Genomic DNA, 18,755 nt, shown 5'->3' on the forward strand with positions numbered 1-18,755 from the left:
GCACCCGCGGCGATCCTAAAGCCCCGTCCTGCGCGCGTAATCCCCCGGCTTGAGAATTCGCGGCCATGATGTTTGATCAACGCCCGTGAAGGCGAAGCAGATTCGCCCTGGGAGGAGCAGCATCGATGAAGAACGTTCTCGCCTATGGCGATTCCAACACCTGGGGCGCCGCCACCGTCCCCCGCCCCGACGAACGCTACGCGCGGGAAGAGCGCTGGACCGGCGTCGCGCAGGCGGAACTCGGCCCGGACTGGCATGTGATCGAGGAAGGCCTGCCCGGACGCTCGACCGTTCATTCCGACCCGGTCGAGGGCGAATACATGAACGGCAAGACCTATCTCCTGCCCTGCCTCCGGAGCCACCGGCCGCTCGACGTCGTCGTCATCATGCTGGGCACCAACGACCTCAAGGCGCGCTTCCACGTGCCGGCCGAGGATATCGCCAAGGGCATCGGCGAACTGATCAAGGTCATCAAGCAGGCCGAAGCCGGCAATGACGCGGGCGTGCCAAAGATCCTGGTGGTCGCGCCGCCGCCGATGCTCGACCACACCGGCCAGAAGCCGGAATACACGCCGATGCTGGAAGGCGGCTACGCCAAATCGCTGAAATTCGCCACACTCTACGCGGCGATCGCCAAGGAGCATGGCGTGGCGTTCCTCGATGCCGGCCAGCACATCCGCTCCAGCGCCTTTGACGGCATCCATCTGGATCCGGCCGACCAGGCCGCGCTGGGCAAGGCCATCGCCGCCGCCGTCAGGACGCTCGCCTGATCCGCCCGCTCAGCGATCCGGTCGCCGCGCGGCCGATCGGGGATGCGCCTGCCGGCGCATCCCCGAACTTCAGGCCATCCGCAAGGCATGGCCGGTATCGGCCGCGCGGTCGCTCTCGTTCAGCAGTTCACTGATCGCCGCCGCCGGCATCGGCCGGGCAAAGGCGAAGCCCTGCAGGTAGGAACAGCCCGCCTGCCGCATGATCTCGGCATCGGCCTCGGTTTCGATGCCTTCCGCGGTGACCTCGAGGTTGAGTGCGCGGCCCAGCCCGATGGTCGCCTCGCACAGGCGCCGGGTCTCCAGGTCGACCGAGACGCCATGCACCAGCGACCGGTCGATCTTCAGCTTGTCGAACGAGAACCGGCGCAGATAGCCGATCGAGGAGTAGCCCGTCCCGAAATCGTCCAGCGCCACGCTGACGCCCAGCACCCGCAGCGAGGCGACGATGTGCTGCGCGCGGTCAGGGAAGGTGACGAGATGCGTCTCCGTCATCTCGATTTCGAGACGCCCCGCCGGAAACCCCGTTTCCTGCAGGATACCGGCGAGATTGCAATCGAAGCCGGGATTGCGGAACTGGACCGGCGACACGTTGATCGCCAGCCGGATTTCCGGCCATTGCAGCGCGTCGCGGCAGGCGTTGCGCAGCACCCAGTTGCCGACCGCGTCCATCAGGCCGTTTTCCTCGGCGACGGAAATGAAGAGATCCGGCGGAATGACGCCCTGCTGCGGATGGTGCCAGCGCAGCAGGGCCTCGACCAGGGCGGGCCGCATCGTCTGCGCGTCATAGATGGGCTGATAGACGACATGCAGCGCATCGGCGGCGACCGCGTCGCGCAATTCGCCGGCCAGCCGCTTGCGATCGGTCTTCTCGGCATCGATCGACCAGTCGTAGAGCGCGACGCGGCTGCGGCCGAGTTCCTTGGCCTGGTACATCGCGACATCGGCGCGACGCAACAATTCGTCGGCCGTGACGGATTCGCCATCGACAACGGCGACACCGACGCTCGTGCCGATGGCGATCACCCGGTCATCCAGCAGGATCGGACCGTTCAGATAGCGAACGAGCCGACTGCCAATCTCCTCCGCCGACGCGACCGCCTCCCGATTGTCGAGCACCAGCGCGAATTCATCGCCACCCACCCGTGCCAGCAATCCCCGCCGCATGCAGATCGCCTCGAAGCCACGGGCGACCCGCCGCAACAGGCGATCCCCCATCTCGTGGCCATAGGAGTCGTTGACCTCCTTGAAGCCGTCGAGATCGAGAAACAACACGGCGACCGGCTGCACCGGCCGGCGGCTCACCGCCACCTCCAGCGCCCGGGTCAGCGCCACGCGATTGGGCAGGCCGGTCAGGCTGTCATGGTTGGCGTCGTAGACGGCCTGGCGCTCCCGCCGCCGCACCGCGACAAGATTGGCATAGCCGATCCCCAGCAGAAACAGGATCGTCAGGCCGATAATGCCCAGGGTCAGATAGGCCATCGGCGCCACGCGCGAGAAGGCCTCGCTGCCGCGGCTGCGTGGCAGCCAGGTCAGCGAACCCAGCGGCTTTCCGGTCGGATCGAACAGCCTTACGCCACGGGCGGCAATCGATGGATCGAAGCTGAGGGACATGCCGTCGATCACGAAATCCTCGGACATCTGCCGGATCGAAAGATCGTCGAGGGCATGCGACAGCACCAGCATGCGCGGTCGCCCGGCCGGCGGCGGCACCGCGGGGGACAGGGGGAAGACAGACCCGACCGCGACGACCGCGATCCCGCCCGAGCGATCCTTCATCAGGCCGACCTTGGCATCGAAGGCGGCATACTGGCCGGCGAGGCTCGTGATCAGGGTCTGGAGCGGCGAGCCGAACTCCTCCAGCGCGCTGCGCGGCGCCACGCCGCCCCGCCGAAAGGAGAAAACGGTCTGTCCCCTTTCATCGAGCAGGTAGGCCGCGTCGAAGAAGACTCCGGTGCGGGTCGCATCCTTGAAGTTCGTGGTGGCGAATTCCCTGTCGATTTCGCCATACAGCTTGATCGCCGCGTCGTCCCAGACGGAGTAGTCGCCGTGGATCTCGCGCATGCGCTTCTGGAAAGCCCGAAGCGACGCCTCGGCCGCGCGCTCGGTTGCAATGTCGTCGATCCGGTCGACCTCGCCCGCCATCTCGTTCAGCGCGAAAAGCATGAACATGATCGACCCGACCAGCACGAACAGAACTGGCAGAGCGACGCGCAGGCCGAACCGAAACGTGGATCGCTGGAGAAAACTCATGACACCGAGACAAGAACATGTTGCGAAACATCATTCAAACGCCATGCAAAACGTACCGCATAATCCTTGGAAGTTGCTTAATCACCCCCCCTGATCGATGTACTTCCCAAGCAAACCGACAAGGGGGCTGCCTGCCTCTAGAACAATGTCGGACAGGTCCAACCAAGCCGCCAGATGCCGCAACTCCCCGGCCAGCGCCGCCAGCATGGGCTCCGGCTTGCGCAGGCTTGCCTCGGCAAAGACACCGAGGACGCGCAGGCGGCCCGCGGCGCGATCCGCCTTCAGATCGACGCGGGCTTCGAGCCGGCCGCGATGCAGGAACGGCATGACGAAATAGCCGAAGATGCGCTTCGGGCCCGGGGTGTAGAACTCGAGCCGGTAATGGAAATCGAAGATCCGCTCCGTGCGGGGGCGATGCCAGACAAGCGGATCGAACGGCGACAGCAGCGCGGTCGGCGTCGCCCGCGCGGGGATCACGGCACCCTCGACCAGGTAGGCCCGCTGCTGCCAGCCCTCGACCCGCACCGGACGCAGCGCCCCCGCCTCGACCAGCTCGCCCACCGCCACCCGGGCTTCCGCCACGGGCAGGCGGAAATAATCGCGGATGTCGGTCTCGGTCGCCACCCCATGCGCCTTCGCGCCGGCCAGCGCCAGCGCGCGGATGGCGTCGGCCTCGCCCGGCGTCGCGATCGCGCCGACCTCGCCCGGAATGACCCGTTCGGTCAGATCATAGACCCGCTCGAAGGCGCCCCGCCTGTGGCCGGTCGTGACCTCGCCTGCCCAGAACAGGAATTCAAGCGCGGTCTTGCCCTTGTGCCAGCCCCACCATGGCCCGCTTCGGGTTCCCGGATCGTCCAGTTCGCTCGCCGCGAGCGGCCCGCGCCGGCGGATCTCGTCCACGACGGCGCGCACATAGTCGCGGTTCTCGGCGGCGAAGCGTGCGATGCCGGAATAGATGCCGATTCCCGCAGCAGCGCGCTGCATGCGCCAGCGCATCAAGGGATGCAGATCGAGCGGCAGCAGCGAGGCTTCATGCGCCCAATACTCGAACAGGGCGCGCTTCTTGCCGCCGGCAAAGGCGCGCGCGTCGAGCGCAGCGCGATCATAGGCACCGATGCGGCTGTAGGTCGGCAGATAGTGCGAACGGACCAGCACATTGACCGAATCGAGCTGCAGCAGCCCCATCTGGCCGATGACCGGCGCCATCTGCCGCCATGATGACAGCGTCGCCTGACGGCGGCCGCCAAATCCCTGGGCGGCGAGAGCCACGCGCCTCGCTTCGTCTGCTGTCAGCCCGTCCGTCACTGGCAATCCCCCGCCTCACCCGCCGTTTATGGCAAAGGGCGGAGGCGGAAGCTATACCCGCGCCGGCCGACCGAGGCGGGTCAGGATTGCAGGTTCAGGGCCGAGCGGCCCGGCTCGAAGCTGGGCAGTTCCAATTCCGGCAGGATGCGCCGGCTTTCGCCCAGCCGGGCCAGCAGGGCGGTGATCTCCTCGGCCGGCATCGGCTTGGCCAGATAATAGCCCTGCACATATTCGCACTGCAGAAGGCGAAGGAGCTGCAACTGCTCGACCGTCTCGATTCCCTCGGCGACCACGGCAATGTCCATCGCGTCGCCAAGCGCGATCATCGACTGGATCAGCGCGTTGGCGGTGGGATTGGCGCCGAGTTCGGAAATGAAGGACTTGTCGATCTTGAGCCAGTCGAACGGGAACTGGCGCAGATAGCCGATCGACGAGAACCCTGTGCCGAAATCGTCGAGCGACAGGCCGAAACCCATCGACTTCAGGCGGGCCAGCTTGCGCTTGGCGATCGTCGGGTTGCGAACCAGGAGGCCCTCGGTCAGTTCGAGCTTGAAGCGGTTCGGGACGACATCGTGCCGGCGCGCTATGGCGCCGAGATCGTTGGCGAAGCTCGGATCGCGCAACTGGGCCGGCGAAACGTTGATCGAGATCCGCAGACCCGGCCAGTCGACCATGTCCTGACAGGCGCGCTGGAACACGAACTTGCCGATATCGTGGATGGCGCCGGTCTCTTCGGCGACGGGAATGAACTCGGCCGGCGAGACGCGACCAAACTCCTTCGAGTCCCAGCGCACCAGCGCCTCGAGCGAAACGACGGCGAGGTCGCTGGCCCGCACGATCGGCTGGTAGACGACCGACATCTCGTTGGCTTCGATGGAACCGCGCAGCGCCATGCCGAGCCGCTTGCGATGCAGCGCCCCGGTCTCGAGGCCGGAGTGATACGGCACCGCGTCGCGCTCGGCGGCATTCTTGGCCTGATACATGGCGAGGTCGGCGCGGCGAAGCAATTCTTCCGGCGACACGTCGATCCCGTCGGAGACCGCATAACCGACCGCAGCCGTGACCTGAAACTGGAAGCCGGTGACGGTAAAGGGCTGGTCGAGCGCATGCACCATGGCGGAGGCGACCCCGGCGACGGCGTCGAGGGCCGGCCGGCCGGTCAGCGCCACGGCGAATTCGTCGCCGCCGACGCGGGCAAAGCGCGCATCCGACGGCAGGATCATCGAAAGCCTTTCGGCCAGCATGCCGACCAGCACGTCGCCGCCCTGGTGTCCGATCGAGTCATTGACCGATTTGAAGCCGTTGATGTCGAGATAGATGATCGCCGCCTCGCCCCGGGCGCAGGCCTCCTCGAAAGCGGCGCTGGCGCTCAGCTCGTTGAAGCCGAAGCGGTTGGTGAGGCCGGTCAGGCTGTCGGTGCGGGCGGCCTCGATGGCCTGCTGCTCGCTCAGCGCCTGCGACAGCGCCAGGCGGCGGGCGCGCAGCACGGTCCACATCGCGATCAGGCAGAAGATCAGCAATCCGCCGGCGATCGGCGCCACCACGTTGCGCAGCACGGCGAATCCCGGCGTCGGCGGCGTCCAGACGAGGCGTCCGATCACCTTGCCGAAGATATCGCGAATCTCCGGAAACTCATGCGTCGTCTCGTTCGCCTTCACGGGCTCCAGGCTCAGATCGTTGATGAGGAAGCTGCGCCCCAGCTCGGAAAGGCGCTGGTTGTTGAGATAGAAGCCCATGGCCAGAACCGGCAGGGTCGACGGATCGACCGAGCTGGCATTCGAGACGGGCGCGATGCGGGACACGGCGAAAAGCAGGGTGCCGGCAGGCGTCTCGACATAGCTGGAGCGGGCCGCATTGTTCTCGACCGGTGCGGTGCGGATCAGGTCCTCGATCTTGCCGATCAGCGCCGGCGACATGACGGAGGCGGTGTTCGGCGCCTCCGGCGGCGTCCACCAGCCATATTTGACCTGGTGATCGGGCGACAGGATGACCAGAAAATCGGCGATCTGGGTGTCGACGATACCCGTCCCGATATTGGCCTCGATCCAGGCTGCGTCGCCGCGCTGGTAGGCGTCATAGGCCTCCTCCCACCACGAATAATCGTTGGCGAGCCCCTGGACGCGCGTGTGCATGGCGTCGATGCCACCCATGACCATGGTGCGGGTCTGCGCGGCAGCCTGGTCATTCTGGCGATACGCCATCCAGACCACGCCGGCGATGACGGTCACGACCGTCACCAGGATTCCGGCGACCAGGTTGAATGTTATGCGCCCGGCGATCGGGTGAGACATGTCGTGTCCATCTCAATTGGCGACATGCAAACTTACGCAGCAGCCCTTTTATGCCGATTTAACTCTATGCGGGGCATTTTAGATAAATACCGGTCGCGAAGCCAGTTGACGGCCCTTCCGGCTGCCGATGTCGCGCGTTCGAACCGAATTCCGATTCTGATTCCGTACTTTCCGGCATGGGGTAAGCTTGTGAAAGAGTTCAGTAAATTTGAATATAATATGGTTGACAAATCGTCGAGATTGTCGCCAATTTCACTACAAAACTGTAGATATCAAGTCTGGGCTATGTTGCGGGGGCAATATGAACTTCCCACCGGATGAGGATTCGGCTGGGATGGCGTCGTCTGCCGCCGGCTGCCCCTTTCACACTGCCGCGAAGGCGCCGTCGGACAGTGAATTCGAAGATTGGCTTCAGACGGATCTGCGCTGCTCCGCGGGGAAACGCGAGTTTCAGCTCGGCCGATACACGGTTGCGCATGTCCGCAACGGCTATCAATTCCTCCAAGCCTTGAACACATTCCGGCTGGATGTGGAAGATTACCGCAAGACCGGTTTCCTGGCGATCGTCCCATCCTGCGAGACCTTCGACAATTCGGTCGATGAGCTTCGCACGCTCGGCCAGGTCATGGTGGATGCCGGCCTCGCCGAAAGCGCCGGCGCGCTGATCAACAGCCAGACGGTCGCGATCCCGTTCGACGTCGTCTGTCCTGTGACGGGCATTCCGACCGTCTACGAGTTCTTCCCGGTCGCCTTCTGCCCCCATGCCCGCTCGCTGGCCGATCCGCTCTACGATCCGGCGCTGAGCACGCCCTTCCTCGCCATCAACACGACGTCCGATGCGTTCGCCTTCGGCATGCTGGTGCGCGACCTCAGCCTGCGCCACTTTCGCGTTCCGCCACACGAGATCCGCGACCGGAGCGAACTGGAGCGGCTGCTGCACAAATGCGCCGTCGTCTGGCAGAATATGTCCGCCAATACGATCACCGGCTACAACAAGGTTTCCGAGATTCCGGCGCGCGCGGTGCATCTCTCCGCCGACCGGCAGACCTGGACCGCGCCGCACAACGACCCGGTGTTTGCCGAGATGGTGAAGGAGCCGCACGATCACGAAATGCCGGCGCTCTATGCCAATCGCCTGTGCGAGCGCTGGATCGCCGCCTTATTTGACGGGAAAGCCCTCGAGGCCGCCCGGGATGGACAGTCTGGCGGCACGCCCGCCTTCGATTTCAGGAAGTGATCCGATGAGCTACACCAACGAAGACGTCATCGAGGTTCGCTCGATCAGCGACGATCACCAGACGATCCATGCCAAGACCACCGTGCCGAAGGACACCCTGCTCGGCTTCTTCGACGGCAAGGCGATGCTGATCGACCTCGACAAGCAGGACGAGCTCGACGACTACTGGTGGCGGCAATCGGTCCATCTGAAGCTGATCGGCCGCAAGCTGCTGTGCCTGCTGCCGATGGAAGAACCGGCCGGCATCGATTTCCTCAATCACTCCTGCCATCCCAATACGCGCGTCGAGGACCAGCTCTACGTCTTCGCCGATCGCGAGATCGCGGCGGGCGAGGAACTGACCGCCGATTACCGGACCTTCGACCTGGTGCCGCAGGGCATCAAGTGCTGGTGCCCCGAGCCCAACTGCGAGATCTGATGCCCATCCCCGACAAGACGAAGTCCGCCGCGCGCACCCGCTACTGGCGCGTCGCGGGCGTCCTCGTGCTGATCGGCATCGAGGCGCTGCTGTTTGGCTATTCCTATCCGTTCTTCTCGCTCGCGCTGGAGAAGAAGGGCATCGCCACCTGGCTGATCGGCCTCAACGCGTCGATCGCCGGCGCCGGCATCCTGATCTTCGGGCCGTTCGTGCCCTGGCTGATCGACCGCATGGGCCTGCGCCTGCTGGTCGCCGCCCAGTTCGCGCTGTCGCTGGCCTCGTTCGCCGCCATCTTCGCCTTCGACAACATCGCCGTCTGGTTCATCGCCCGCTTCGTCATGGGCACCTGCTTCTCGGCGCTCTGGACCACCACCGAAATCTGGCTGAACGGCGTGGTCGACGACCGCAATCGCGGCCGCATCGTCGGTGCCTCCGGCACGCTCTATGCCGCCTGCCAGTTCATGGGCCCGCTGCTGCTCTCCGGCACGGGCTCGACCGGCAGCCTCCCCCTCATCGCCGCCATGGTGCCGCTGGCGATCGGCGTCGCGGTGGCGCTGTCGATCCGCTCGGCGGTAGGCGAGGTCGAGGACGAGGAAGAGAGCGGCGACGTCCATACGCTGCGCATGTCGCTGACGCTGGCCGGCAGCCTGATCGCCGCCGCCTTCCTGACCGGCATCGGCGAAACCGCGATGCAGAGCCTTCTGCCGCTCTACGGTCTCGCGCATGGCCTGAACGACGCCGGCGCCTCGCGCCTGGTCGCGGTGTTCAGCCTTGGCGAAGCCGTGCTGATCGTCGCGCTCGGCTGGTTCGCCGACCGGCATGGCCGCCGGCTGACGCTGATCGGCACGGCCGGCCTCGCCGTCGTCAGCACGCTCGCCTTCCCCTTTGTCATGGACAAGACCTTCCTGCTCGAACCGGTGGTGTTCATCGCCGGCGGCACGGTCTCGGGCCTCTACACGCTGGGCATCGTGCTGATCGGCCAGGATTTTCGCGGCCAGCGCCTGGCGGTGGTCTCGACCGGCTTCGCCATGGCCTATTCGGCAGGCTCCGTCATCGGCTCGACGCCGATCGGCTTCCTCATGGACCTCTTCGGCGCCGAGGCCCTGCCCGTCACCGTGGCGGTCGGCTTCGTCGCGCTGCTGATCTTCCTGGTGAGGCCGGGCCAGAAGAAGGCGGTGGAAGTGTCGGTGGAGTGAGGAGGCGGTGCGGACCTGTTACGCGTACGATTCGCCAGGAAGCCCGCCTAGATAAGGTCCACTGCCGACCCATTTCGGACGTTTGGGGTGCTTTCGCCTCCGCCCGGGGGCGAGAGAGGAGACAGAATGAAGATTCGATGGCTCGCCTTTCTGCTCGTCCTCTGCATCCTTGCTGCAGGACATGCCCATGCCCAAGCCTGGGAAGACGTCAATCCGGCAGCGGCGGGCTGGTCCGTTGAAAAGCTGGAGGCGGCCCGGCAGGAATCCCGATCGCTTAAGCCGACAGCGCTCATGATCGTTCAGGACGGACATGTGATCGCCCAATGGGGTGACGTTTCCCGTAAGGTGGAGATGGCATCCGTTCGCAAGAGCTTGCTCAGCGCACTCTACGGCAGCGCCGTAGCAGAGAGGCGTATCGATCTTTCAGCCAGCCTCGCCGAACTTGGTATCGACGATAAAGCTCCTCGTCTGACGAACGAAGAGAAAACCGCCACGGTTCGGGATCTACTGACATCGCGCTCGGGCGTCTATCATCCGGCGGCCCACGAGACAGCTGACATCAAGCGCAAGCGGCCTGCACGCGGGAGTCACCCGGCAGGATCGTTCTGGTTTTACAACAACTGGGACTTCAATGCTCTGGGCACGATCTACCGGCAGCAGACCGGGGAAGACATCTTCGCGAGCTTCGAACGCCGCATTGCGGCACCGATAGGCATGGAAGACTTCTCGGCCAGAGACGGCCGCTATGCGGTGGAGAAACTCTCCGAGCACCCCGCGTATCCGTTCCGGCTCAGCGCCCGCGACGCTGCCCGTTTCGGCCAGCTTTTTCTGAACGAAGGCAAGTGGGGCGACAAGCAGGTCATCCCAGCGTCGTGGATCAGGGAGTCTACGGCTGCGTACTCGTGGGCGAAGCGGATACGGCAGGGCTATGGCTACATGTGGTGGACATTGCCTGAGGAAACATGGGGACCCGATGCCTTTTACGCTTCCGGCTACGGGGGGCAAATAATCGCTGTCGTGCCGTCGAAGCGGCTCGTCGTCGTGCAGACGGTGGACCTGAAACAGAACCCAAAAGGGGTACGAACGAGCGCATTCCTTGACCTGATGAAAGAGATCGCTGTCGCTTCACCGTGAGAGCCAGGTACCGTATCTCTCACGGGCGCAACGCCGCCGGCTTCAGGTAGCTTAAGCGCCGGCACGTCCGTAAGCGGCCCAATCTCGGCCACCAGCCGAAAGTCCGCTGCCCACCCCATCTCAGACATTCGCACTGCCAAGCGCCGCGCTTTCAACTACCCAATAGAAAAGGCCGCCCGAGAGAGCTCGTGGCGGCCTTTTTGTTCTTAGCTATCCGGCGTCGGCGCGACGCCCAGCCCCGATCAGATCGACATTTGCGTCCCGATCTCGACGACGCGGCCGGTCGGGATGTGGAAATATTCCGTCGCGTCGCTGGCGTTGATCGCCAGCTTGATGAACAGCTTGTCCTGGATGCGCGAGAACAAATGGCGCCCCGCCGGCTTGATCGAGCGGCGCGACAGGAAGAAGGACGTCGACATGATGTCGTATTTCCAGCCCTGCTTGCGGCAGAGGCTGAGCGCCTTCGGCACGTTCGGCGTCTCCATGTAGCCGAAACTCATGAACACCCGCGTGAAGCTGTCGTTGATCGGCTCGATCCGAACGCGATCGGCATCGTCGATGCGCGGCGTATTGCTGGTGACGACCGTCAGCAGCACGTTCTTCTGGTGCAGCACGCGATAGTGCTTGAGGCTGTGCAGCAGCGAGGATGGCGCCGTCTCGGGATCGCTCGTCAGGAACACGGCGGTGCCGGGAACGCGAACCACGCTGCTCTTCTCGAGATTCTTCACCAACTCGTTCAGCGGCACGTCGTTGCGACGGCTCTTGTCGAACAGGATGCGCGTGCCGCGCACCCAGCAGCGCATGATGAACATGATCGTGAAGGCGAAGGCCAGCGGAAGCCAGCCGCCCTCGGTGACCTTGATCAGATTGGCGCCGAAGAAGACGAGATCGATGAGCAGGAACGGCGCGATCAGGAGGGCCGAAACCCAGAGCGGCCAGCGCCAGAAACGCCAGATGACGATGAAGGCGAGGCAGGCGGTGATGACCATTTCGGCGGTGACCGAGATGCCATACGCCGTGGCGAGCTTGCTCGACGAGCCGAAGGTGATGACCAGAATCAGCACCGCCACCATCAGCAGCGTGTTCACCTGCGGCATATAGATCTGGCCGACATGGGTCTCGGAGGTGTGCTCGATTTCCATCCGCGGCAGCAGTTTGAGCTGGATGGCCTGGCGCGTCATCGAGAAGGCGCCGGTGATCACGGCCTGGGAAGCGATGACGGTCGCCATGGTCGCCAGCAGCACGACCGGCAGCAGCGCCCATTCCGGGAACAGCAGGTAAAACGGGTTGCTGATAGCGGCCGGATTGGCCAGCACCAGCGCGCCCTGCCCCAGATAATTGGCGGCCAGCGCCGGGAAGACGAACGCAAGCCACGCGGCCTGGATCGGCTTGCGGCCGAAATGGCCGAGATCGGCATAAAGCGCCTCGGCGCCCGTCACCGACAGGAAGGCGGCGCCGATGACCAGCAGGCTGGTGTGCCCATGCGTCGTGACATAGCGCACGGCGTGATAGGGGTTCAGCGCGGCGAAGATGCCGGGATCGTCGGCAATGTGCAGGAAACCGCCAATCGTCATGACGATGAACCACGCCGCGGTGATCGGCCCGAACCAGGCGGCGACCTTGGCCGTGCCATAGCGCTGGACCATGAACAGCGCCGCGATGATGGCGATGGTGATCGGGATGACGTAGCCGTCGAAGGCCGGTGTCACCAGCGTCAGGCCCTCCACGGCGGAGAGCACCGAAATCGCCGGGGTGATGACCGCGTCGCCATAAAACAGCGCCGCGCCGGCCACGCCGAGCACGAAGACGATGGGCGCCGATTTGCCGACGGTGCGGGTGGCCAGCGCCATCAGAGACAGCGTGCCGCCCTCGCCATTATTGTCGGCGCGCAACAGAATGACGACATATTTCAGCGTGACGATGATCGTCAGCGTCCAGATGATCAAGGAGATGACGCTGATCACGTCTTCCCGAACGAGTTCGCCATGGGCGCGGTTGGCGGCATGCAGGGCTTCTCGCAGCGCATAGATGACGCTGGTGCCGATATCGCCATAAACGACACCCACCGAGCCAAGCGCCAGCGTGAAGAAGCCCGCATGAGCCACAGGGCTGCCGACGCCACCATTGTCGTCGGAAGCGGCTCCGGTCGGCACATCGCTGGCCGAAACCGAAGGTTGGGTTCCGGTGTCGGTCCCCTGCGCATTCAGAGCCATGAACTGGTCATCTCGTTCACCGCACGTACCGGCGGCCGCGCGTGCTTATAGCAGAACACGTGCGGTGCACAACGCGCGGCGGTTGCCGCCCCTACTGCGCGGGCACATCCCGCGGCTTCGGCACAGGGGCCTTGGGTTTCGAATTCCGGGTCTGGACCGGCGCTGATGCAACGGCTGGAGCCGCCACTGGTTGCGCGAAACAGCTGATCGAGCCGATCTGGTTCGCGCCATACTGAACATACGGCGAATTCGGCGTCTGCGCGTGCTCGGCCGAAATCGGCATGTAGAGATAGCAGATCGACCCATCGACAGGATCTCGCCAGCGCTGGATCACCGTGTCCATCAGCGGGCCGCGATAGAAGGCCTCCAGTTTCATCAGCGGCAGGCTGTCCCAACGCGGCCCCTGCTGCTGTTGCGCCGCCGGCGGCTGGGCCTGCTGCGCCGCGGCGCTTCCGGTCAGAAACCATGCCGCCAGCAGCCCCGCACACGCCCCGCCGGACAGATTCCTCAGTCGCATCGAATCACTCCTCCAAGATGGGTCGCAAGGGGCTCGTCGCCCAGGGGCCAGGGGGCCGATCGCTTCAGGCCAGGGGGCCTTCGCCTGGCCGGGATTGTACCGTGTCTTCTCCACGCGCGCCCGCCACGATTCGCGCCGCTGGGTCTCGCTGGAAAGACTCGAGCCTGCCAGCGCTCCCGAGAGGCGCTGACAGGCTCCGTTTCTTTTATCCGATCGCCGTCTCACGAGACGACCCGGATCCGGTTAGCCGGGAAGGGCTAGAACTCGAAGGCTAGGCCCAGCCTGGCAACATGGGCATCGCCGCCGCCATTGCTGTAGCCGGCATGAACCATGACCGGCGTCGAGAAATCGAGGCGGTGCGCCAGACTGACGCCGAAGCCGACCTCGCTCTTGAACATGCCGACGCTGCCATTGACGGTGGTCTTGCCGGGCGCCGAAGGCATCAGCGGACTGCTGAGCGCCACCGCGGCGGCAATGCCGCGCCGGGCCTCGTTCTGGACCGAGCCGATCTGGTTCGACAGATCGCCATAAGCCTGGTTCAACTGGCTGACATTGACCGCATCGGTCGGCGCGATGCCGGCCGCGACATTGGTGATGCGACGCTCGGCTCCGACATCGCCCACCGAGACGGTGTTGTTCTGGCTGGCGACAGAGCCCTGGCCGATCGCCACGGAGTTCTGGCCCGTGACCGTGGCGCCGGCACCGACCGCCACCGAACCGGCCGTGCTGACATTCGATCCATAGCCCATCGCGACCGCGCCGCTGGCGCCAGCCCCGACCGTCGCGCCCGAGCCATAGGCCACGGCGTTGCTCGCGCCCGCCCCGACGGTTGCCTGATATCCGAACGCATTGGAATAGTTGGCGCTGGCGCCGACGCTCGCCCCGAAACCGAAGGCATTCGAGTATTGCGTGTTGCCGGCGACACTCGCCGAAGCGCCATAGGCGTTGGAGTAGGACGAATTGTCGCCGACCGAGGCCGAGGATCCAACGGCCGAGGCGTCGCTGGAGCCCTCGCCGACCGAGGCGTTGTGGCCGGAAGCAAGGGCGCGCTCGGATTCATTGCCGACGCTCGCCAGCGTGCCAACCGCCGTCGAATCCGTCGCATCGTCACCGACGCTGGCGCTGCGGCCGATGGCGTTGGCGCTCTCGGAGCCGTTGCCGACGGAGGCCTGAACGCCTACCGCGCTGGATGCGCCGGAGCCGTCGCCAACCGTCGCGCCGGCTCCCACAGCCTGGGCCGCGCCTGAGTTTTCGCCGACCGATGCGCCTGCGCCGACGGCCGACGCATCGCTGGAATCCTCGCCGACCGAGGCATTGTGGCCAGAGGCCAAAGCGCGCTCCGAACCGGCGCCGACGCTGGCAAGCGTGCCGATCGCGGTGGAATCCGTCGCATTGTCGCCCACGCTGGCGCTGCGCCCGATCGCATTGGCCGACTGCGCCCCGTCGCCGACCGTGGCGCCCACGCCGATGGCGCTCGCGGCCGCGGATCCGTCCCCAACTGATGCGCCGGCACCGATCGCGGAGGCGCTGTTGGACAGATTGCCCACCGTCGCGCCATAGCCCACCGCCGTCGCGGAGGAGGAGTTGTCGCCGACCGCTGCGTTGCGTCCCGACGCCAGCGCGCCAACCGAACTATCGCCGACGCTCGAACCCGTACCGACGACGGTCGAATCGTTGGAGTTGTCGCCGATGGTCGAAGAACGACCGAAGACATTGGCGCTATTGGAGTTCGTCCCGATCGACGACTGGGTGCCGACAACCGTCGATGCCGAGGAATCCGCACCGATCGTGCTGCCAAAGCCGAGGACGTTCGAGAAATTCGCGCCGGCGGCGATCGTGGTCTGGCCGCCTATGGCGATCGAATAACTCGTGTTGTTGGTGGCGGCGGGATCCCCGACCCCGGAAATGGCGATGCTGCTCGAATTGCCCGCATTGCCGTCATTGCCCGTCCCGGCCTGGAACGCCTGTGCCGCCGAGAACGGCAGCGAACAACCCGCCAGAATCAGTGTCGTCGACAGCAGGCGCGCCCGGACGGCCGCCCCCTTGCCCGTTTTCTTCATGTTGCTCCCCTGAACATGCGATGACGCAAAGTCACTCGCGGCAGGATTGCAAACGCGCCCCGCACATGACAAGACGGATATTAAGAATTCCGCAACAATTTCGTGGCTTGACGCTCATTTGACACAGGAAATAGGGATCCTCGCCGGTTAGCCGTCGCCCATCGCCATCAACGAGGCATTGCCGCCCGCCGCCGCCGTATTGACCGAGATGACCTGCTCCTCGGCGAAACGAAGGAGGTAGTTCGGGCCCCCGGCCTTCGGGCCGGTGCCGGAGAGGCCGGAGCCGCCGAAGGGCTGCGTGCCGACCACGGCGCCAATGACATTGCGGTTCACATAGACATTGCCGACCGCGAGCTTCGCGACGATCGCCTCGACCGTCTCGTCGATGCGGCTGTGGATGCCGAGCGTCAGGCCATAGCCGGTCGCGGCGACCTGTTCGATCACCCTGTCCAGATCGCCCGCCCTCCAGCGCACGACATGCAGGATCGGCCCGAACACCTCGCGGTCGAGCGTACGGGCCTCGCGGAGCTCGATGATCACGGGCGCGACATAGCTGCCGGCGTTCGGCGCCCTGCCCTCGAAGCGCACGGTCTCGCTCTTCCGCATCAAGGCGATGTGGCGGTCGAGATTGGCCTTGGCCTCGGAATCGATCACGGGCCCGAGGTCGGTCGCGGGCTGGCGCGGATCGCCGACGGTGAGTTCCGCCGCTGCGCCCTCGATCATCTCCAGCATCCGGTCGGCGACATCCTCCTGCAGATAGAGGATGCGCAGCGCCGAGCAGCGCTGGCCGGCCGAGCGGAAGGCCGAGGCGACGACATCGTCCGTCACCTGCTCCGGCAGCGCCGTCGCATCGACGATCATGGCGTTCAGGCCCCCCGTTTCGGCGATCAGCGGGACGATCGGCCCGTCCTTCGCGGCCAGCGCGCGGTTGATTGACCACGCCGTCTCGGTCGAGCCGGTGAAAGCGACACCCGCGGTTAACGGATGGCTAACAAGAGCGGCGCCGATCTTGCCGTCGCCGGTCGCCAATTGGCATGCGCCAACCGGCACGCCGGCCTGGTGCAGCAGCCGTACCGCCTCGAAGGCGATGATCGGCGTTTGCTCGGCTGGCTTCGCCACGACCGTGTTGCCCGCGGCCAGCGCCGCCGTCACCTGGCCGAGGAAGATCGCCAGAGGGAAGTTCCAGGGCGAGATCGCGACAAAGACGCCCCGGCCACGATATTGAAGCTCGTTGCGCTCGCCGGTCGGGCCCGGCATCCGGATCGGCGCGGCAAAGTGACGGCGCGCCTCGGCGGCGTAGTAACGGCAGAAATCCGTCGCCTCGCGCACCTCCGAAAGCCCATCGGCCAGCGTCTTGCCCGCCTCGTGGGCGAGCAGGCTCATCAGCCGCTCACGGTTCTGTTCCAGCAAATCCGCCATTTTGTCGAGCATTTGGGCGCGATCCTCGGCCGGCGTCGCCGACCAGCCGCGAAACGCCGCCTGCCCCGCTTTCATGACATTGTCGACGGCATCGACGGAGAGGGAGGCAACCGAACCGACCACCGTCCGGCCGTCGATCGGGCTCAGGACCGGCGTCGGCTTCGCGTCGTCGATGGCAACGGCGACGATCGGCTTGGCCACCAGCGCCGTGCCGTCATGCGCCTTCATGCCGTCGAGCAGCGCGCCGAGCACGGCTTCGGAACCGAATTCGAGGCCGGCCGAGTTCTTGCGGACCTCTCCATAGAGATCGGCCGGCAGCGGCAGGTGACGATGACGGGCCCGGGCGCCGCCCTCCAGCGTCGTGTCGGGTCGGACCAGCAGGCTGGCGATCGGAACCGAACGGTCGCCGACCACGGCGACAAACGACGAGTTCGCGCCATTTTCGAGCAATCGGCGGACCAGATAGGCGAGGAGATCGCGATGGCCGCCGACCGGCGCATAGATGCGGGTCGAGACCGTTGGCACGCTGTCATGCACCGCCTTGTGCAGCGCCTCGCCCATGCCATGCAGGCGCTGCAGCTCGAAGCCGGTCGCTTCGCCGGCCATTTCCAGGATGGTGGCAACGGTCAGCGCATTGTGGGTGGCGAATTGCGGAAAGATGCGCGGCCGCAGGTCGAGCAGCTTCCGCGCGCAGAAGAGATAGTTCTGGTCGGTCGCTGCCTTGCGGGTGAATACCGGATAGCCGTCGAGGCCGCGCTCCTGCGCCCGCTTCACCTCGGTGTCCCAATAGGCGCCCTTGACCAGGCGGACCATCATCCTGCGATCCAGCCTCGAGGCGAGTTCGCCAACCCAGTCAATCACCGCCCCGGCGCGCTTCTGATAGGCCTGGATGGCGAGGCCGAAGCCGTCCCAGCCGGCAAGCGACGGATCGGCGAACGCCGCCGCGATCACGTCGAGCGACAGTTCCAGCCGGTCGGCCTCTTCGGCATCGACGGTGAAGTTCAGGTCATAGCTCTTGGCCTGCGCCGCCAGTTTGATCAGTTGCGGCACCAGCTCGGCCATCACCCGCGCGTGGTTGACCGCCTCGAAGCGGGGATGCAGTGCCGAGAGCTTGACCGAGATACCCGGCCGGTCCGGCAGCGCCTTCTTGCCGGCGGCCTTGCCGATGGCGTCGATCGCCATGGCGTAGCTGTCGAAGTAGCGCTGCGCGTCCTCTGCGGTGCGGGCGCCCTCGCCCAGCATGTCGTAGGAGTAGCGAAAGCCCTGCTTTTCCAGCGTCCTGGCGCGCTTCAGACCGTCCTGGATGGTCTGGCCCAGTACGAAATGGTAGCCGAGGAAGCGCATCGCCTGGCGCGTCGCCGTGCGAACGGTCGGGGTACCGACGCGCTTCACCAGGCCGGCGATGATGCCGTCGGCGCTGTCGGTCGGCGTCACGATGCGCGCCGAGAGCCCCAGCGCCCAGGTCGAGGCCGAGACGAACCAGCCTTCCGCCCGGCCGCTATGCTCGCTCCAATCGGCGCCACCGAGCTTGTCCTCGATCAGCCGGTCCTGCGTCGCCGAATCCGGCACGCGCAGCAGCGCCTCGGCCAGCACCATCAGCGCCAGCCCTTCGCGCGTCGAAAGCCCGAACTCCCGCAAGAAGTCCTCGATGCCGCCGACCGCGCCGGACTGGCCGCGGATCGCCTCGATGAAGGCTGTGGCGCGGCGATCCGTGCGCGCTTCGGCGCTCGCATCCAGCATCGCGCCGCGGATCGCCTGGCGCATCAGCGTGGCATCGTCGCCGGCGTAGGGAGCACGAAAGGGTTCGATGGCGGCGGTCGGCATGCGGGCACTCCGGATTGCGAAGTCCGCAGCATATCGCCTATTCCGTCGAGGCTTTGGGGTTTGATGCCAGTTCAATCCGTGAGATTCACGGTCGATTGGCATTTTTCCGCGAATGTCTCTA

At 65.5% G+C, this 18,755-nt stretch carries 12 protein-coding genes; 5 read left to right on the forward strand and 7 right to left on the reverse strand.

Annotated elements, in window-relative coordinates:
* The first annotated feature begins 125 nt into the window (after positions 1 to 125).
* Positions 126 to 770, forward strand: coding sequence for an SGNH/GDSL hydrolase family protein (locus OSH10_RS13425; RefSeq protein WP_266332281.1), 645 nt, complete (start codon positions 126 to 128; stop codon positions 768 to 770).
* Positions 771 to 839: 69 nt separating this feature from the next.
* On the opposite strand, the gene OSH10_RS13430 is transcribed toward OSH10_RS13425, so the two are convergent.
* The 3 genes from OSH10_RS13430 to OSH10_RS13440 form a co-directional block, all read right to left on the reverse strand.
* Positions 840 to 2,939, reverse strand: coding sequence for a putative bifunctional diguanylate cyclase/phosphodiesterase (locus OSH10_RS13430; RefSeq protein ID WP_266332283.1), 2,100 nt, complete (start codon positions 2,937 to 2,939; stop codon positions 840 to 842).
* Positions 2,940 to 3,101: 162 nt separating this feature from the next.
* Positions 3,102 to 4,289, reverse strand: coding sequence for a winged helix-turn-helix domain-containing protein (locus OSH10_RS13435; protein WP_266332284.1), 1,188 nt, complete (start codon positions 4,287 to 4,289; stop codon positions 3,102 to 3,104).
* A 116-nt stretch (positions 4,290 to 4,405) separates the two neighbouring features.
* Positions 4,406 to 6,616 (reverse strand): bifunctional diguanylate cyclase/phosphodiesterase, encoded by a 2,211-nt coding sequence (locus OSH10_RS13440; RefSeq protein WP_266332285.1) that lies wholly within the window; start codon positions 6,614 to 6,616, stop codon positions 4,406 to 4,408.
* A 223-nt stretch (positions 6,617 to 6,839) separates the two neighbouring features.
* Here OSH10_RS13440 and OSH10_RS13445 point away from each other — a divergent pair, with 223 nt between their 5' ends.
* The 4 genes from OSH10_RS13445 (at position 6,840) to OSH10_RS13460 (ending at position 10,601) form a co-directional block, all read left to right on the forward strand.
* Complete coding sequence (locus OSH10_RS13445; protein WP_266332287.1) at positions 6,840 to 7,853, forward strand: hypothetical protein; 1,014 nt, start codon at positions 6,840 to 6,842, stop codon at positions 7,851 to 7,853.
* A gap of 4 nt (positions 7,854 to 7,857) precedes the next feature.
* On the forward strand, positions 7,858 to 8,271 hold the full coding sequence (locus OSH10_RS13450; RefSeq protein ID WP_266332288.1) for an SET domain-containing protein: 414 nt from the start codon (positions 7,858 to 7,860) through the stop codon (positions 8,269 to 8,271).
* The gene (locus tag OSH10_RS13455) at positions 8,271 to 9,467 is read left to right on the forward strand and encodes an MFS transporter (protein ID WP_266332290.1); all 1,197 of its coding nucleotides are present in this window, start codon (positions 8,271 to 8,273) and stop codon (positions 9,465 to 9,467) included. Before OSH10_RS13450 ends, OSH10_RS13455 begins: the two co-directional genes overlap by 1 nt.
* Before the next feature lie 126 nt (positions 9,468 to 9,593).
* On the forward strand, positions 9,594 to 10,601 hold the full coding sequence (locus tag OSH10_RS13460; protein WP_266332291.1) for a serine hydrolase domain-containing protein: 1,008 nt from the start codon (positions 9,594 to 9,596) through the stop codon (positions 10,599 to 10,601).
* 242 nt (positions 10,602 to 10,843) lie between these two features.
* On the opposite strand, the gene OSH10_RS13465 is transcribed toward OSH10_RS13460, so the two are convergent.
* From OSH10_RS13465 to putA, 4 genes are all read right to left on the reverse strand, one after another.
* Entirely contained in the window at positions 10,844 to 12,814 is a 1,971-nt protein-coding gene (locus OSH10_RS13465; protein ID WP_266332292.1) for a potassium transporter Kup, read from the reverse strand.
* 91 nt (positions 12,815 to 12,905) lie between these two features.
* The gene (locus OSH10_RS13470; RefSeq protein WP_266332293.1) at positions 12,906 to 13,331 is read right to left on the reverse strand and encodes a hypothetical protein; all 426 of its coding nucleotides are present in this window, start codon (positions 13,329 to 13,331) and stop codon (positions 12,906 to 12,908) included.
* A 257-nt stretch (positions 13,332 to 13,588) separates the two neighbouring features.
* Entirely contained in the window at positions 13,589 to 15,391 is a 1,803-nt protein-coding gene (locus tag OSH10_RS13475) for a YadA family autotransporter adhesin (RefSeq protein WP_266332294.1), read from the reverse strand.
* A gap of 147 nt (positions 15,392 to 15,538) precedes the next feature.
* Positions 15,539 to 18,634: a bifunctional proline dehydrogenase/L-glutamate gamma-semialdehyde dehydrogenase PutA gene (gene putA / locus OSH10_RS13480; protein WP_266332295.1), complete on the reverse strand. Its 3,096-nt coding sequence runs from the start codon at positions 18,632 to 18,634 to the stop codon at positions 15,539 to 15,541.
* Between the last annotated feature and the right edge of the window lie 121 nt (positions 18,635 to 18,755).

The organism is Kaistia defluvii, from assembly GCF_026343955.1.
GTDB classification, from domain to species: domain Bacteria; phylum Pseudomonadota; class Alphaproteobacteria; order Rhizobiales; family Kaistiaceae; genus Kaistia; species Kaistia defluvii.

Bases quoted from the DNA above. Each gene is read 5' to 3' on its own strand.
- OSH10_RS13475 (WP_266332294.1), bottom strand. From the start codon at position 15,391: ATGAAGAAAACGGGCAAGGGGGCGGCCGTCCGGGCGCGCCTGCTGTCG.
- putA (WP_266332295.1), bottom strand. From the start codon at position 18,634: ATGCCGACCGCCGCCATCGAACCCTTTCGTGCTCCCTACGCCGGCGAC.
- OSH10_RS13470 (WP_266332293.1), bottom strand. From the start codon at position 13,331: ATGCGACTGAGGAATCTGTCCGGCGGGGCGTGTGCGGGGCTGCTGGCG.
- OSH10_RS13465 (WP_266332292.1), bottom strand. From the start codon at position 12,814: ATGGCTCTGAATGCGCAGGGGACCGACACCGGAACCCAACCTTCGGTT.
- OSH10_RS13430 (WP_266332283.1), bottom strand. From the start codon at position 2,939: ATGTTCATGCTTTTCGCGCTGAACGAGATGGCGGGCGAGGTCGACCGG.
- OSH10_RS13450 (WP_266332288.1), top strand. From the start codon at position 7,858: ATGAGCTACACCAACGAAGACGTCATCGAGGTTCGCTCGATCAGCGAC.
- OSH10_RS13460 (WP_266332291.1), top strand. From the start codon at position 9,594: ATGAAGATTCGATGGCTCGCCTTTCTGCTCGTCCTCTGCATCCTTGCT.
- OSH10_RS13455 (WP_266332290.1), top strand. From the start codon at position 8,271: ATGCCCATCCCCGACAAGACGAAGTCCGCCGCGCGCACCCGCTACTGG.
- OSH10_RS13440 (WP_266332285.1), bottom strand. From the start codon at position 6,616: ATGTCTCACCCGATCGCCGGGCGCATAACATTCAACCTGGTCGCCGGA.
- OSH10_RS13425 (WP_266332281.1), top strand. From the start codon at position 126: ATGAAGAACGTTCTCGCCTATGGCGATTCCAACACCTGGGGCGCCGCC.